This window comes from Acinetobacter bohemicus ANC 3994 (assembly GCF_000367925.1).
GTDB classification, from domain to species: domain Bacteria; phylum Pseudomonadota; class Gammaproteobacteria; order Pseudomonadales; family Moraxellaceae; genus Acinetobacter; species Acinetobacter bohemicus.
In genome coordinates, this window is sequence record NZ_KB849164.1 from 1 (window position 1) to 16,493 (window position 16,493).

The 16,493-nt window shown below is 41.3% G+C and carries 15 protein-coding genes, 2 tRNA genes and 3 rRNA genes; 8 read left to right on the forward strand and 12 right to left on the reverse strand.

Annotated elements, in window-relative coordinates:
* Positions 1-303 precede the first annotated feature (303 nt).
* The 5 genes from F994_RS00025 (at position 304) to rrf (ending at position 5,680) form a co-directional block, all read left to right on the forward strand.
* Positions 304-1,841: ribosomal RNA gene (locus tag F994_RS00025) — 16S ribosomal RNA — on the forward strand.
* Between the two features lie 61 nt (positions 1,842-1,902).
* Positions 1,903-1,979, forward strand: a tRNA-Ile gene (locus tag F994_RS00030).
* Between the two features lie 71 nt (positions 1,980-2,050).
* Positions 2,051-2,126 (forward strand) — tRNA-Ala (locus tag F994_RS00035).
* Between the two features lie 361 nt (positions 2,127-2,487).
* Positions 2,488-5,385, forward strand: a 23S ribosomal RNA gene (locus tag F994_RS00040).
* Between the two features lie 180 nt (positions 5,386-5,565).
* A 5S ribosomal RNA gene (rrf, locus tag F994_RS00045) occupies positions 5,566-5,680 on the forward strand.
* Together the 16S, 23S and 5S rRNA genes with 2 tRNA genes alongside form the textbook arrangement of a ribosomal RNA operon.
* 117 nt (positions 5,681-5,797) lie before the next feature.
* Here rrf and F994_RS00050 read toward each other — a convergent pair.
* The 11 genes from F994_RS00050 to rplM all read right to left on the reverse strand — a co-directional run bounded on the left by F994_RS00050 (position 5,798) and on the right by rplM (position 12,505).
* Complete coding sequence (locus tag F994_RS00050) at positions 5,798-6,211, reverse strand: roadblock/LC7 domain-containing protein (protein ID WP_004647919.1); 414 nt, start codon at positions 6,209-6,211, stop codon at positions 5,798-5,800.
* A 10-nt stretch (positions 6,212-6,221) separates the two neighbouring features.
* Entirely contained in the window at positions 6,222-6,764 is a 543-nt protein-coding gene (locus F994_RS00055; RefSeq protein ID WP_004647920.1) for a GTP-binding protein, read from the reverse strand.
* Between the two features lie 10 nt (positions 6,765-6,774).
* On the reverse strand, positions 6,775-7,740 hold the full coding sequence (locus tag F994_RS00060) for a hypothetical protein (protein WP_004647921.1): 966 nt from the start codon (positions 7,738-7,740) through the stop codon (positions 6,775-6,777).
* A gap of 84 nt (positions 7,741-7,824) precedes the next feature.
* Positions 7,825-8,184 carry a roadblock/LC7 domain-containing protein gene (locus F994_RS00065; protein WP_004647922.1) on the reverse strand — a complete coding sequence of 120 codons (360 nt, stop codon included), beginning with the start codon at positions 8,182-8,184 and terminating at the stop codon, positions 7,825-7,827.
* A 435-nt stretch (positions 8,185-8,619) separates the two neighbouring features.
* On the reverse strand, positions 8,620-8,802 hold the full coding sequence (locus F994_RS18005; RefSeq protein WP_167555787.1) for an IS30 family transposase: 183 nt from the start codon (positions 8,800-8,802) through the stop codon (positions 8,620-8,622).
* Between the two features lie 12 nt (positions 8,803-8,814).
* Positions 8,815-9,462 carry an IS30 family transposase gene (locus tag F994_RS00070; protein ID WP_004647923.1) on the reverse strand — a complete coding sequence of 216 codons (648 nt, stop codon included), beginning with the start codon at positions 9,460-9,462 and terminating at the stop codon, positions 8,815-8,817.
* A 141-nt stretch (positions 9,463-9,603) separates the two neighbouring features.
* Positions 9,604-10,266: a hypothetical protein gene (locus F994_RS00075; protein WP_004647924.1), complete on the reverse strand. Its 663-nt coding sequence runs from the start codon at positions 10,264-10,266 to the stop codon at positions 9,604-9,606.
* Between the two features lie 19 nt (positions 10,267-10,285).
* Positions 10,286-10,717 (reverse strand): ClpXP protease specificity-enhancing factor, encoded by a 432-nt coding sequence (locus tag F994_RS00080; RefSeq protein WP_004647925.1) that lies wholly within the window; start codon positions 10,715-10,717, stop codon positions 10,286-10,288.
* Between the two features lie 14 nt (positions 10,718-10,731).
* Complete coding sequence (locus F994_RS00085) at positions 10,732-11,382, reverse strand: glutathione S-transferase N-terminal domain-containing protein (protein ID WP_004647926.1); 651 nt, start codon at positions 11,380-11,382, stop codon at positions 10,732-10,734.
* Between the two features lie 294 nt (positions 11,383-11,676).
* A complete protein-coding gene (gene rpsI / locus F994_RS00090; protein WP_004647927.1) occupies positions 11,677-12,063 on the reverse strand; it encodes a 30S ribosomal protein S9 in 387 nt (128 codons plus the stop codon).
* Between the two features lie 13 nt (positions 12,064-12,076).
* Positions 12,077-12,505: a 50S ribosomal protein L13 gene (rplM, locus tag F994_RS00095; RefSeq protein WP_004647928.1), complete on the reverse strand. Its 429-nt coding sequence runs from the start codon at positions 12,503-12,505 to the stop codon at positions 12,077-12,079.
* A gap of 717 nt (positions 12,506-13,222) precedes the next feature.
* On the opposite strand from rplM, the gene pdxA reads away from it, so the two are divergent.
* The 3 genes from pdxA to F994_RS00110 are packed head-to-tail and all read left to right on the forward strand — an operon-like array spanning position 13,223 to position 15,892.
* Positions 13,223-14,191, forward strand: a complete 969-nt coding sequence (gene pdxA, locus F994_RS00100) for a 4-hydroxythreonine-4-phosphate dehydrogenase PdxA (RefSeq protein ID WP_004647929.1) — start codon at positions 13,223-13,225, stop codon at positions 14,189-14,191.
* A gap of 37 nt (positions 14,192-14,228) precedes the next feature.
* The gene (rsmA, locus tag F994_RS00105) at positions 14,229-15,041 is read left to right on the forward strand and encodes a 16S rRNA (adenine(1518)-N(6)/adenine(1519)-N(6))-dimethyltransferase RsmA (protein ID WP_004647930.1); all 813 of its coding nucleotides are present in this window, start codon (positions 14,229-14,231) and stop codon (positions 15,039-15,041) included.
* Between the two features lie 17 nt (positions 15,042-15,058).
* On the forward strand, positions 15,059-15,892 hold the full coding sequence (locus F994_RS00110) for a symmetrical bis(5'-nucleosyl)-tetraphosphatase (protein WP_034696574.1): 834 nt from the start codon (positions 15,059-15,061) through the stop codon (positions 15,890-15,892).
* A gap of 106 nt (positions 15,893-15,998) precedes the next feature.
* Here the strand turns inward: F994_RS00110 and F994_RS00115 are convergent, their stop codons facing one another.
* Positions 15,999-16,451, reverse strand: coding sequence for a DUF2147 domain-containing protein (locus tag F994_RS00115; protein ID WP_004647933.1), 453 nt, complete (start codon positions 16,449-16,451; stop codon positions 15,999-16,001).
* Positions 16,452-16,493: the final 42 nt, after the last annotated feature.

Consider the following 16,493-nt stretch of genomic DNA (forward strand, 5'->3'; position numbering starts at 1 on the left):
TAGGGGTTGCGCAGGATAAGAAACTGTATAGAATACGCAGCATCCCGACGAGATAGACGGAAACAAGCGAAGCATGAAGTGCTGAGATGTTAAGTTTATTGAGTTGAGCTACTTAATTACTGACGAAGTATTAAGAAGATCATTAAGAGATTATGAAGAACAACTTGTGTGGATTTTTACTGGTTGATTGATCGAAATTATTTTCATTGATTGATGGTAGAAATTACTCGAAGTTTATTTGAGAAATATTTGTCAGAAAATTGATGAGCCAAGATTGGTAGCCTTTAAGCTACTACTGATTTTAAACTGAAGAGTTTGATCATGGCTCAGATTGAACGCTGGCGGCAGGCTTAACACATGCAAGTCGAGCGGAGATGAGGTGCTTGCACCTTATCTTAGCGGCGGACGGGTGAGTAATGCTTAGGAATCTGCCTATTAGTGGGGGACAACATTTCGAAAGGAATGCTAATACCGCATACGCCCTACGGGGGAAAGCAGGGGATCTTCGGACCTTGCGCTAATAGATGAGCCTAAGTCGGATTAGCTAGTTGGTGGGGTAAAGGCCTACCAAGGCGACGATCTGTAGCGGGTCTGAGAGGATGATCCGCCACACTGGGACTGAGACACGGCCCAGACTCCTACGGGAGGCAGCAGTGGGGAATATTGGACAATGGGGGGAACCCTGATCCAGCCATGCCGCGTGTGTGAAGAAGGCCTTTTGGTTGTAAAGCACTTTAAGCGAGGAGGAGGAGCTCTAGACTAATACTCTAGATGCTTGGACGTTACTCGCAGAATAAGCACCGGCTAACTCTGTGCCAGCAGCCGCGGTAATACAGAGGGTGCAAGCGTTAATCGGATTTACTGGGCGTAAAGCGTGCGTAGGTGGTCTTTTAAGTCGGATGTGAAATCCCTGAGCTTAACTTAGGAATTGCATTCGATACTGGGAGACTAGAGTATGGGAGAGGATGGTAGAATTCCAGGTGTAGCGGTGAAATGCGTAGAGATCTGGAGGAATACCGATGGCGAAGGCAGCCATCTGGCCTAATACTGACACTGAGGTACGAAAGCATGGGGAGCAAACAGGATTAGATACCCTGGTAGTCCATGCCGTAAACGATGTCTACTAGCCGTTGGGGCCTTTGAGGCTTTAGTGGCGCAGCTAACGCGATAAGTAGACCGCCTGGGGAGTACGGTCGCAAGACTAAAACTCAAATGAATTGACGGGGGCCCGCACAAGCGGTGGAGCATGTGGTTTAATTCGATGCAACGCGAAGAACCTTACCTGGTCTTGACATAGTAAGAACTTTCCAGAGATGGATTGGTGCCTTCGGGAGCTTACATACAGGTGCTGCATGGCTGTCGTCAGCTCGTGTCGTGAGATGTTGGGTTAAGTCCCGCAACGAGCGCAACCCTTTTCCTTATTTGCCAGCGGGTTAAGCCGGGAACTTTAAGGATACTGCCAGTGACAAACTGGAGGAAGGCGGGGACGACGTCAAGTCATCATGGCCCTTACGACCAGGGCTACACACGTGCTACAATGGTCGGTACAAAGGGTTGCTACCTAGCGATAGGATGCTAATCTCAAAAAGCCGATCGTAGTCCGGATTGGAGTCTGCAACTCGACTCCATGAAGTCGGAATCGCTAGTAATCGCGGATCAGAATGCCGCGGTGAATACGTTCCCGGGCCTTGTACACACCGCCCGTCACACCATGGGAGTTTGTTGCACCAGAAGTAGGTAGTCTAACCGTAAGGAGGACGCTTACCACGGTGTGGCCGATGACTGGGGTGAAGTCGTAACAAGGTAGCCGTAGGGGAACCTGCGGCTGGATCACCTCCTTAACGAAAGATTGACGATCGGTAAGAATCCACAACAAGTTGTTCTTCATGAAGATGTATCTGAGGGTCTGTAGCTCAGTTGGTTAGAGCACACGCTTGATAAGCGTGGGGTCACAAGTTCAAATCTTGTCAGACCCACCAATCTAACGAACGAAGATGAAGAAATTCATTGAGAGACAGAGAAGAAGATATATCGAATCTAATGATAAGCTGGGGACTTAGCTTAGTTGGTAGAGCGCCTGCTTTGCACGCAGGAGGTCAACGGTTCGACTCCGTTAGTCTCCACCATATATAAAGCTAGGTGATTACAGAATTTAGTGAATATAAAAACTTAATTAAGTTTTTAGTTTATTAAATTCTGTGATTTATCACAGTTACCTACGATCTGACGAAGACGTAGTTAATCATTAACAGATTATAAATTTGAGTTGAAATAAATTGTTTAAACTCAGAACTGAATTGACATTAATTTGTATCACGCAAGTGTTACGAAGAAATGAAAATAAAGAACTGAGCACTAGCGATTAACTGAATCAAGCGTTTTGGAAAACGAACTAGATTGAAGCTGTACTGTGGTTAAATCCACAAAACTCGAAGCAAGGTCATCAACATTAACTTGTAGTGTTGAAACGACTGTTTGGGGTTGTATAGTCAAGTAATTAAGTGCATGTGGTGGATGCCTTGGCAGTCAGAGGCGATGAAAGACGTAATAGCCTGCGAAAAGCTCCGGGGAGGCGGCAAATATCCTGTGATCCGGAGATTTCTGAATGGGGAAACCCACTTACCATAAGGTAGGTATCGCATGATGAATACATAGTCATGCGAAGCGAACGAGGGGAAGTGAAACATCTCAGTACCCTTAGGAAAAGAAATCAATTGAGATTCCCTTAGTAGCGGCGAGCGAACGGGGAAAAGCCCATTAAGTTATCTAAGTTCTAGTGGAATGCTCTGGGAAGTGCAACCATAGTGGGTGATAGTCCTGTACACGAAAGGGCTTAGATAATGATGTCGAGTAGGGCGAGGCACGTGAAACCTTGTCTGAATATGGGGGGACCATCCTCCAAGGCTAAATACTCCTGACTGACCGATAGTGAACCAGTACCGTGAGGGAAAGGCGAAAAGAACCCCTGTGAGGGGAGTGAAATAGATCCTGAAACCGCATGCATACAAGCAGTGGGAGCCGGCATTGCGTCCGGTGACTGCGTACCTTTTGTATAATGGGTCAGCGACTTATATTCAGTAGCGAGGTTAACCGAATAGGGGAGCCGTAGAGAAATCGAGTCTTAATAGGGCGAATTAGTTGCTGGGTATAGACCCGAAACCAGGTGATCTATCCATGAGCAGGTTGAAGGTTGGGTAACACTAACTGGAGGACCGAACCCACTGTCGTTGAAAAGCCAGGGGATGACTTGTGGATAGGGGTGAAAGGCTAATCAAACTTGGTGATAGCTGGTTCTCCCCGAAAGCTATTTAGGTAGCGCCTCGGACGAATACCATTGGGGGTAGAGCACTGTTTCGGCTAGGGGGTCATCCCGACTTACCAAACCGATGCAAACTCCGAATACCAATGAGTACTATCCGGGAGACAGACTGCGGGTGCTAACGTCCGTAGTCAAGAGGAAAACAATCCAGACCGCCAGCTAAGGCCCCAAAATTATAGTTAAGTGGGAAACGATGTGGGAAGGCATAGACAGCTAGGAGGTTGGCTTAGAAGCAGCCACCCTTTAAAGAAAGCGTAATAGCTCACTAGTCGAGTCGGCCTGCGCGGAAGATGTAACGGGGCTAAAACTATATGCCGAAGCTGCGGATTTGCAATTTATTGCAAGTGGTAGGGGAGCGTTCTGTAAGCCGATGAAGGTGGATTGAGAAGTCTGCTGGAGGTATCAGAAGTGCGAATGCTGACGTGAGTAACGACAATGCGAGTGAAAAACTCGCACGCTGAAAGACCAAGGGTTCCAGTCCAACGTTAATCGGGGCTGGGTGAGTCGACCCCTAAGGCGAGGCCGAGAGGCGTAGTCGATGGGAAATTGGTTAATATTCCAATACTTCTGTGTAATGCGATGAGAGGACGGAGAAGGTTAAGTCAGCCTGGCGTTGGTTGTCCAGGTGAAAGGTTGTAGGCATGTATCTTAGGCAAATCCGGGGTACTCTATGCTGAGAACTGATAGCAAGCTGTACTTGTACAGTGAAGTGGCTGATACCATGCTTCCAGGAAAAGTCTCTAAGCTTCAGTTACACAGGAATCGTACCCGAAACCGACACAGGTGGTCAGGTCGAGTAGACCAAAGCGCTTGAGAGAACTCTGCTGAAGGAACTAGGCAAAATGGTACCGTAACTTCGGGAGAAGGTACGCTGCCGACGGTGATGGGATTTACTCCCTGAGCGGTTGGCAGCCACAGAAACCAGGCCCCTGCAACTGTTTATTAAAAACATAGCACTCTGCAAACACGAAAGTGGACGTATAGGGTGTGATGCCTGCCCGGTGCTGGAAGGTTAATTGATGGGGTTAGCGTAAGCGAAGCTCTTGATCGAAGCCCCAGTAAACGGCGGCCGTAACTATAACGGTCCTAAGGTAGCGAAATTCCTTGTCGGGTAAGTTCCGACCTGCACGAATGGCATAATGATGGGGGCGCTGTCTCCAGCAGAGACTCAGTGAAATCGAATTCGCCGTGAAGATGCGGTGTACCCGCGGCTAGACGGAAAGACCCCGTGAACCTTTACTGCAGCTTGACATTGAACTTTGATCTTACTTGTGTAGGATAGGTGGGAGGCTTTGAAACTCGGACGCTAGTTCGAGTGGAGCCAATCTTGAAATACCACCCTGGTAATATTGAGGTTCTAACTCTGCTCCATTATCTGGAGCGAGGACCATGTCTGGTGGGTAGTTTGACTGGGGCGGTCTCCTCCTAAAGAGTAACGGAGGAGTACGAAGGTGCGCTCAGCGTGGTCGGAAATCACGCGTAGAGTATAAAGGCAAAAGCGCGCTTAACTGCGAGACCCACAAGTCGAGCAGGTACGAAAGTAGGTCTTAGTGATCCGGTGGTTCTGTATGGAAGGGCCATCGCTCAACGGATAAAAGGTACTCTGGGGATAACAGGCTGATACCGCCCAAGAGTTCATATCGACGGCGGTGTTTGGCACCTCGATGTCGGCTCATCTCATCCTGGGGCTGAAGCAGGTCCCAAGGGTATGGCTGTTCGCCATTTAAAGAGGTACGCGAGCTGGGTTTAGAACGTCGTGAGACAGTTCGGTCCCTATCTACCGTGGGCGTTGGAAATTTGAGAGGATCTGCTCCTAGTACGAGAGGACCAGAGTGGACGAACCTCTGGTGTACCGGTTGTGACGCCAGTCGCATCGCCGGGTAGCTATGTTCGGAAGGGATAACCGCTGAAAGCATCTAAGCGGGAAGCCTACCTCAAGATAAGATTTCCCAAGGACTTTATGTCCTCTAAAGAGCCGTTGAAGACTACGACGTTGATAGGTTGGATGTGGAAGTGCAGTGATGCATGAAGCTGACCAATACTAATTGCTCGTGAGGCTTGACTATACAACACCCAAACAGTTGTATTGCTCATCTAATTCGATACAAAATACTTGATTTAGTTTAAAAGCTAGTTACAATACCAACTCAAATTTAGCATAATCTGTTAATAACTCATTTGGTACAAAGTAAGGCATACGAAATAAACAGCGTAAATAAGACCCGAAAAAGTCCATAAACAGTTGTGCTGGCGACAATAGCAAGAGTGAACCACCTGATCCCTTCCCGAACTCAGAAGTGAAACCTCTTCGCGCTGATGGTAGTGTGGGGTTACCCATGTGAGAGTAAGTCATCGCCAGCTCATTATTACTAAAAACACCCCAACCTAAAAAGTTGGGGTGTTTTTTTATGCGGGGGGAAAATTAAATAAAAATATAGGCCTTAAAATGAGCCTTTGAGCGGATATTAAAATTCGATATTATGAAGCTTCTTGCTGTATTGAGTTACTTGCATTTTTAAGCATATATAGTAATTGTCCTAAAAGGATATCTTTCTCTGCTAAAGCAATAATAATCATGGGATGGTTTACAGAAGGAACAGAAGTTAAGATAGCTTTACCATTTTCAGCATCTAGAGTGATTGATTGGCAACCATTTAAGTGAATTTCCTGCATAAAAGCAGAAACCATAGCAAGAATTGAGCTACTAACCGCAGCTAATTTGCCATTATTATAATTGTCTTTTTTATGAATAGTTGCAAGCTCAAAACCATCTGTTGAGCAGAGCATAATAAAGTTCACACCTCTAACACTATGTATAATCTCTTGAATTTGATATTTAGCAAATTGAATTAGCTCTGGTGATGCTGCTCTGTTATTTTTAAGTGCGAACATAATAGCTCCTTTATGCAGTTATTTGATGATTAACTTCTACAGAAGTGATTAATGCTTCAAGTAGAAGGAGTACATCTTCTTTTTTTCGAGCATCGATAAAAAATAGTGGTGAATATAGATCCTGACTAATCAGCCAATCTTTGTAAATTAAAGTTGATTTTGTATTGTCTACATCTGTATGGGTAATACCAATTGCAATATTGTCAGTATGATTTTGGAATGTATCGAGGTAGTTTTCGAGTTCTTCAATCGGATTTTCAACCGTATGGTCGATTAAAATAATGGCACCAATGGCGCCTTTACATATGACAGACCAAATAAAATCAAAACGGCTTTGCCCTGGAGTACCATATAAACCGATTTTAATACCATCCTCAAGGGTTACTTCACCATAATCTATACCGACCGTGGTTTCCATTTTATTGTGGCTTTGTTGATCGGTATTAAAAGCTTCAGTAAGTAAAACAGGCACATCTGAGAGTGAGCGAATGGCTTCCGTTTTACCAGCTCCCATTGAGCCTGCAAAAACTATTTTGTATTGTTGTAGAATCATAACTTATTCCTTAAAAGCCAAATTTTCTGCGTAATTTACTGAAAAAGCTTTGTATCGTACTTTGTTCTTTTTGTTTGATTTCCTGTGATGGTGGGGCGTAATGCTTGTCCCAGATATTTATTTTCTCAATATTATTTGCTGCAATATTGGTTGCAATAAAGTGCCGTACTGTATTTTGAGACAAATTAAGTTGTTCTGCTATTTTTGAAATTTTTCCACCTTGTATAAAGCAGGCGGATAGTTGGAAAATAATTTTCTGATTAGATTGATCCGATGGTTTTGGCCATGTGTGAATTTTATAATGACCATCTTCAGGCGCTAAATTGTCAATAATTTCAGGTGAGTTCCAGAATAGATTCCATAGCCAATCCTGCAATATAAACTTCTCTTTGCGAGAAACCTTGGTTAGATCCGTTGTATTCGCTAAATTATAATGAAAACTCTGGTTTGTGCTCTTGATTGTCCTTTGCGTACTTAGCCAAGCCGTATTCTGCGCAGGGTGTATGACCGCTAATGTTCCAGCATCATCTTGTAAATGTAATTTTGAGTTATGTTGGATATCATATAAATTAAGGAAAAACTTTTTATCTAAAGTCTCGGTCTCATCCGTAATCAGAAGTTCATCAGCTACATTTTCTTTATGGGGAGCACTAATCAAAGCGCGATTGATCCATTCAAATAAATTTTCTTGTTCAGTCACAGGTAAAAATAAGATGTTATTTTCAAGCTGTATTTGGGTTGATGATGGCGTGGATGTTTTTAACCACGGAAAGCAGTTTTTATTGATAATTCGCTGTATGTTTTCTGTTTTGTAAAAGCTTTCATTAATACATAGACAATCAATATTTGGATCTGTAGCAGTAACCCATTGGAGCATATAGTTTTGCGGGATTAAGTTGCGTAGCTGAATTTTTAATTCTTCAGAATGATTGAGACTTAATCCAGCAATCGCAATATTTAAATTTTGCTTATTCATATGCTCACCCTGTTGTATTGGGTTTAGGGGAATTTAAGAACTAAAAAGCCTTGTAGATCTAAATATACAAGGCTTTTATCAGATTTAAGAGAAACTTAGTCCTTTCTCATAGCCTTTTAATTCATGACGTGCCATGGCTAAATTTGCTTTAGAACGGTCTAGCACAAGATAAAGAAAAACATTCTCATTTTTTTCAAGTGGACGAATGATATGGTATTGCTTACCTAGAGTAATCAAGATGTCTTCAATTGCATCATTCAGATTTAAGGCTTTTGCCACACGTCGTTTAGAACGAACGACTTCTGTATTACCAGCAGCAGCTAGTTCTAGATCAATGTCACCTCCGCCTTGTGTTGCAAGTGCTAAGCCACTTTCACCGTCAACTAATGCAGCCGCATGGAAGCCATCGATATTTGTTAATGAATCAAGTGATATTTTAGCCATATTTATTTTCTCTCTCTGATTGTTATAAAGAATTATTTGATATGTTTTTGGCTTGCTTGAACTGTTGGTTAACAAGTTAATTTCATTATAGAAGTGCGCTTAATTTTATCAATGCAATTAATTTTCTAACTAAAAGTTATTGAAAGTGAAGCGAAAAAGTTGATCATTTTAGTCAATTTAAATGTGTATTAGCTCACATTTTTTCTAAATAAGTGCATGTTCGTTGTTTTATTTTTCTGTAATATTTGGAGTTATTTGATAATGTAAATAAATGTAAAAACCAGCGAAAAAATTATAAAATTACATGATATAACGTAAAATTACATATTGATACATGGTGGGGAATTTAAAGAGAGTAATTTTGAATGTTAAATTACTTAGATTAGCATTTGAAGTGCAACACCATGTTCTTGCAATAATACCTGACTCGGACTTTTATCCGAGTCTTTTTCTTGGACGGTGATTCAATCGGTAAGTGATCTCAGCAATATATTCGTCTGAATAATCATTTAAATTACTCCCTTTTCTAATATATTGCCGTATTAATCCATTCGTATTTTCATTTTTCCCTCTCTGCCATGCACTGTAAGGATCAGCAAAGTAGAATTCTATTCCCAACTCATCAGCAATTTATTCATGAAGACTAAACTCTTTGCCATTATCCGCAGTGATTGTTTGTAATTCTTCTTTTATCGGATGCAGTAAATCAACAGTCGCTTCACGAACATCCTGACTCTTACGGGTACTGCACTTTTTTAGCCATAGATAGCCTATTTTTCTGTCCACAATAGACACTAAAGATTGCTGATGAATGATTTGAGGTCTTTCGTGAATACTTCTTCGATTGTTCAGTTTCCCACGGGTTTCTGGATGTCCATACTTCCTCTTGCGCTGATTCCTAAAACGTAAATGCTGATATAGGTGACCTCCCTTCATTTTATCTTGAAGAATATAACGGTAAATTGAATGCATACTGACAGCAATATATGAAGCAATCTGTTCAGGACTCCATTGCAGAGCAAGATAACTTTTGACCTGTTTCCATACAGCAGGATCAACAGTTTTATGATTTGAGCTATGACGTGTTTTTGCCAGCTTATGAGCATGTTTAGCAGGTTGAGCAAAGTAAGCATTTCTGTTTCGATTACGTTTGATTTCTCTACAAATCGTAGATGGGGCACGCTCCAATCTGAGTGCAATATGACGCTTAGAAAAACCTTCACGTAATAAAGCGTAAATCTGATATCTTTCTTCTTGAGTGAGATGAGTGTAGTTCATTGTGCAACTTTGACTTTGGTCGGTCTGGAAGCAAAATGCTATCTCATCTCACTTCCTACCTAAATTAATCTTTGTTGCACTTCGTTTGAGAATCTAAGTTTTTAAAAAGATAACCCAAAGATAGGTTATCTTTTTTCTTGATTAAACAAAGATTTGAGTTGCTGCACAATATAAAACCCAAAGAATAATGAGCGCGACTATAGGTTCAAAAATTTTTGCCCACATTGGAACAGGCACGGCTAAAGTCTCTGAGCTATTGTGTAGATCTTCATTTGCATGAATTTGTGGTTGATTGACCATTTGATTAAACTCCTTCATTGTTGAGTCTAATGATATCTCTTCTTGCACGATCGGTTTAGAGCCTTTTAGTTCTGACAGGCCATTTGTTAACCAAACCCAGTCTGTGGCTTGACCTGAAAGGTGTTCGATTTGTCCTAAAAGTAGTTCATGTAATCCGTTAATTTTGAGATTGCCAATATCGTTGAGTTGTTTAAGCTCAGCCAGTTGTAATTTTAAGATCTCAGTAACGGTTTGCTCTAATTCATTTTTAGCTAATAGGGATCGATTGTTTGAAGACGTGGTGAGATGACGTGCCACCTCTTGAATAAAAAGTTCATCCGGTGAGGCTATTTCTTGATAAACTTTTTTGTCATCAGTACGCCAGAGTGTAATTAACTTACCTAATACCAATGCATTAATTTCTAATAAATACTCTTTTCGTTCTTCTTTGCTGTATTGTTCGAGAAGCTGAGGCTTCTGAGTATAAATCTGCTCAGCAAAATATTGTACTAAATCAAAAGCCATCAACTTACTCCATATTATTTTAGTCTAATAACCGTAGGCTCGGTTTTTTCTTAGGTGGTTTAGTTTCTTCTGCCTGTGTGGTTGATTTTAAAGTATCTTCAGAGATTTGGATATCTTCATATTCATTTGGATCAAAGAATAAGCCTTGACCATTTTCACGTGCATAAATCCCGATTACCGCATTTAAAGGGATGTAAATATCACGCGAAACGCCACCAAAGCGAGCAGAGAACGTGATTGTGTTATTGCTCATATTTAATTTGTGTACGGCATGAGGTGCTAGATTTAGAACAATTTGTCCATCTTGAATAAATTGTTCTGGAACCATTGTATTTGGTTGGGTGGCATCGACCAATAAATGAGGGGTGAGGTTATTGTCACAAATCCATTCGTAAATTGCACGAGCAAGATAAGGGCGTGTAGGAGTGAGGTTTAATTCTGGTTCAGACATTGAAAAATACTCTATTAATTAACTAAAACATCACGATATTTATTTTTTTCCTGCATGGTCATCGACTTGGTAAAAGCAGGACGGCTAAATATACGTTGGCAATATAATAAAATCGGTCGGCAATGTTGTTTCGGAAGTTCAATTCCCATTGAATTTAACCGTAGAAAGATGGGGGCTAACATACAATCTAGAATGGTAAAATTTTCCGACATGAAATAGGGGAAATGCTGAAATAGAGGGGTTAAGGAAATTAGTATATCGCGCAGTTGCTTTTGTGCTTGGGCTTTTTCTTTTTCATTCAAGCTATCAGGATGACGCAACATAATATCTGCAAGTTTTAGCCAGTCTTGTTCGAAGCGCCAAATGTATTGGCGCTGTTCGGAACGTGGCATTGGTGCGTCGGCATACAGTTTGTTTTGACGGTAACGATCATCTAAATATTCAGAAATAATTCCTGTATTAAATAATTTAAGTTCGTTTTCAATCAGCATCGGCAATTGATTATATGGGTTTAAGCTAGCCAGATCTTCGTCGTCTTCATCCACCATAATAAGGTGATATTTAATTTGCTTCTCGGCAAGGACATAACGAATCCAATGTGAACGAAAGTCATCTGCATGGCTATACAGTGTAATTCCTTGAAGAGGTGCGGTTTCGACGGACATAATCCCAAACAAAGCAAAGTGAATAGAATAGAATACTAAAATTCAGCATGAAAATCACGAGAACAAATGAGAGAAATTTTAATCAGATATCGTGAAGCAATAATTTATGCTGTTGTCTTAATTTTATTGGGCATGGGCTTTTTAGGATAGGGCTGTAATTGCTGTATTGCTTTTGAGGTAATGTGTTGAATATGAAAATTTAAAATATAAATTTTTTTAGGGTGTTGGTGAAAAAATTAAGACATAAAAAAGCCTTGGATAAACCAAGGCTTTTTGTCCGATTCGGTAAACGAATTAACGTTTAGAGAACTGAGGACGTTTACGTGCTTTACGTAAACCAAGTTTCTTACGTTCAACTTCACGAGCATCACGAGTAACGAAACCAGCTTGACGAAGAGCAGGTTTTAAAGTTTCGTCAGAAGCGATCAACGCACGAGTAATACCGTGACGGATAGCGCCAGCTTGACCACCAATACCACCACCAGCAACAGTGATGTAAAGGTCAAACTTTTCAGTAACTTCAAGAAGTTCTAAAGGCTGACGAACAACCATACGAGCAGTTTCACGACCGAAATATTGCTCAAGTGTACGGTTGTTGATTACGAGTTTACCAGTACCAGCTGATAGGAAAACACGTGCAGTTGCGGTCTTACGGCGACCTGTACCATAATTAGTAGCCATGTGCTGTTATCCCTTAGATGTCCAAAACTTGTGGCTGTTGAGCAGTATGAGGATGCTCAGAACCAGCGTACACTTTCATTTTTTTGATCATTGCATAACCAAGAGGACCTTTTGGTAACATACCTTTTACAGCTTTTTCTAAAACTGTTTCAGGTTTGTGAGCAATTAACTTCTCGAAGTTAGTCTCACGGATACCACCAGGGAAACCAGTATGGCGATAGTATTTCTTATCCTGAGCTTTTTTACCTGTTACAGTAATTTCTTCAGCATTGATAACAACGATGTAATCGCCAGTGTCAACGTGCGGAGTATAAGAAGTTTTATGCTTACCGCGTAAACGACGAGCGATTTCAGTCGCAAGGCGACCTAAAGTTTTGCCAGAAGCATCAACAACATACCAGTCATGTTGAACTTCAGCAGGCTTAGCGCTGAGAGTTTTCATTAAACCACTACCTATTATAGTTGGTTTGGACTATGGAATCTGTCCAAACAAAAGGAGACCGAATTCTACCTGAAAGACAGGTGAATCACAATGAAAATATAGAATTTCAAGCGCTGTATTATAGGCTATTGCTCAATATTTGACTAGTGACTTTTAAGATATTGTGCTATTTGTTTATTTTAATGAATATCAATGATTTGATTTGAAATAAAAATGCTGAAACTAAAAATAAAAACGACAGCTTAGCGTACTAAAGTTCAATTTATTGGGCTAATTTTATTTGCGCATATTTTGCCGGCATTATGTATCCCTTTGTATTCTCTTATCATTCAAGCTAATGCAGGGGTATGGATTATCTTTGTCTTATTGGCTGTAATGGTTGCTATTATGTGGGGTTTGGCTTTATTGCCTATTTTACTTTAGCTGATTGTACATTTTATTTTATGAGCGCCGATTGCTTACAGTCTCTTTCTGATGATGACTTTAAGTCTTGTATATCTCCTGTATCGCTCTTTTCCTCTCATGCTTGATTGGCTTCTTAAAGCATGCAGCATTGCCTCTGTTATGGCTATTTTCATTTATATTGCATTATTTATTGCTTATTTATCTGCTGCTATGGTTCCACCATCGTCCTAGCTAAAAACATAAAAAGCAACGGCATTTATTTTCTAGATTCAGTAAAATAGCGGCACTGAAATAAGTCTGCATAGGTCAGCCATGCTTCCTCTATATGTCACCAGCGGTGAGCCTGCTGGTATCGGTCCTGATATTTGCCTAAGTTTGGCAGATCGAATTGATGAGCGTCCAATTGTGGTTTTGGCAGATATTCATATGCTGAAGCAGCGGGCTGAAATTTTAAATCAGCAGATAGAATTGATTGAGTATCAAGGACAATCTAATACATCTGCACAGGGGCAACTTTATGTGGAGCATGTTGGATTAAATACAGAGGTTGTTTTAGGGAAATTAAATGCTCAAAATTCAGCTTATGTACTCGAACAATTACGTCGTTCAGCCGATTATGCCATGCAGGGTAAAAGTGTAGGCGTTGCAACGGCACCCGTACAGAAATCAATTATCAATGATGCAGGCATTCATTTCAGTGGGCACACCGAATATTACCAAGAGTTTGCGGGTGTTGAACGTGTGGTCATGATGCTGGCAACCAAGACTTTAAGGGTTGCATTGGCAACCACGCATCTTGCATTACGGGATGTGCCAGATGCCATTACCGCAGAGCGTCTGCATCAAGTGATTGATATTTTAATTTATGATTTAAAAACTAAATTTAAGATAGATCAGCCGCATATTTTGGTCTGTGGCTTAAATCCTCATGCAGGTGAAGACGGTTATTTAGGCCGTGAAGAGATTGAAGTGATTAATCCAGTGCTTGAAAGCTATCGTGCACAAGGCATTGATATGAGTTTAAGCCTTCCTGCCGATACCTTATTTACCCCTGAAAATTTAAAAGATGCAGATGCAGTTTTGGCGATGTATCACGATCAAGGCTTACCTGTGTTAAAATCTCAAGGATTTGGTGAAGCCATTAATATTACTTTAGGCTTACCGTTTATTCGTACTTCTGTAGATCATGGTACAGCACTCTCCCTTGCAGGTACTGGACTGGCAAAAAGTTCAAGTTTGCACGTTGCTGTCGATTTAGCCCTTGATTTAGCCCGTCACTGATTTTTTGGTGAATAACCTTCACGTTGGAACTGTTTTTATGTATCAGATTAATGCCCTAAACCCAAAAGAAGAAGGGCATCAGGCTCGAAAACGATTTGGTCAAAACTTTTTACATGATCAACGTGTGATTGCCAAAATTGTGCGATCGGTCAATCCGCGTGCTGGTGAAAATATTGTTGAAATTGGTCCCGGTCTTGCAGCATTAACTTCGCCTTTGATTGGTGAGTGTGATGCTTTAACGGTCATTGAGCTGGATCGTGACTTGGCAGCGGGTTTACCGGGTCGTGTGCCACATCCTGAGCGTTTGACTATTGTTGAAGCTGATGCTTTGAAATATGACTATACCGCGTTGTTTCAAGAAGCTCGCCCATTACGTGTCGTCGGGAACTTGCCTTATAACATTTCAACGCCACTACTTTTTCATCTCTTGGAATTTGGCGATAAAATTAAAGACATGCATTTCATGTTGCAAAAAGAAGTGGTTGATCGTATTACCGCTGCTCCAAATACCAAAGAATATGGCCGTTTATCAGTCATGATTCAGTATTATTGCAAACCGACATTTTTATTCGAAGTACCACCGGGGTCTTTTAATCCACCACCGAAAGTGACTTCTGCTGTGTTCCGTTTAGAGCCTTATGCGGTGAAACCCGTGATCGCTAAAAATGAAAAAGCTTTGGCCCGTTTGGTTTCGCACGTCTTTACGCAGCGTCGTAAAACTTTGCGTAATAGTTTGAAAGGGATGTTAGTAGAAGAAGCTTTCGAAAATGTAGGCATCGACCCGATGGCACGTCCAGAAACTTTAACGATGGCTCAATTTGTTGCTTTGTCAGATCAAATGGTGGCTTAAACGTGGCTCGCTCCGATATTAGACACAACTATGTGATTGGTGATGTTCAGGGCTGTTTTGAAGCCTTGAAAGCCTTACTCAAAGAAATTAAGTTTGATCCCGATCAGGATTTTATTTGGTTTGCAGGCGATTTGGTTGCCCGTGGTGAAAATTCAATTGGTGTACTGCGTTTTGTGAAAAAATTGGTTGATCGTGGTGTTGCTGCAACGGTATTGGGCAATCATGACTTAACCCTTTTAGCCTGTGCACGTGGCGTAAAAGAGCTCAAAGATAAAGACAATACGCGTGATGTGATTGATGCAATTGACAGTGATGATTTGATTGATTGGCTACGTAAACAGCCGTTATGTCTTTTTCCGACTGAGCACACTATTTTGACGCATGCCGGTATTCCATGTATTTGGTCGGCAGAGCAAACATTTGCTTTCGCTAAAGAAGTTGAAGCCATGATTAGTCATGAAAATTTTGACTTGGTGGATACTTTCTTAGCCGAGATGTACGGTAAACAACCGGATTTGTGGTCACATGATCTTGAAGGTAATGCGCGTTTACGCTGTATTACCAACTATTTAACCCGTATGCGTTTAACCAATGCGGAAGGGAAAATGGAATTCAGTTTTAAAGATTCACTTGACGATCCAATGCCTGCTGGTTTCCAGCCTTGGTTTGAGTTTGAGTCGGAAGCTGCCAAAACGCATCAGATTATTTTTGGTCATTGGGCGGCATTACAGGGTAAAACTATTAATTCTCAGATTCAAAATGTCGACGGTGGTTGTGTGTGGGGCAATCAACTGGTTGCTTATCGCTTAGAAGACAAAGAAATTTTTAAAGTTGATAATTCAATACTTTAATTTTTAGCTTTATTTTAAAAGCGGATCTAAGTGACATTATCTTGTCTAGTCTGTCCAGTTCTAAAATAAAAAAAGCCGCAAAATTGCGGCTTTTTTCTAGTGCAGCTTAGTCTAGACGAATCCAAGTTTGATTGCGTCCTAATGCTGAAACACCCATATAGGCTCTGAGGGTTAAGCGTTTGCCTGATGCACTCAATTTCATTTTTGCATCATAGAGTTTGCCCGCAAGTGGATCAATCACGCGGCCATGTTCATAGCTGTTGGTGCCTTCCACGTGCTTCAAACCCTTAAGAAGCTCCATGCCTAAAATAGGTTTGTTGGTATATGGCGCTGGGCATTTATTACATATTTCTCTTGGTGTATAACCCGGACGAGGCGTGATTTTCACAATTTGGCCCGTATAGGTGCCGTTGCTTTCTTTACTGATTTGAATCACTGCTTTGGGAGAGCCGGTTTTATCATCAATTTGTTGCCACGTACCGCTTAAATCCTGCGCCAGTGCAGATCCACTTATTGCAGCACCAAGCAGCAGAAGTCCTAATTTCAAATTTAGCTTCATAAATATTCCTATGCGATTCCATCGCCACTTTAAACTTTAATT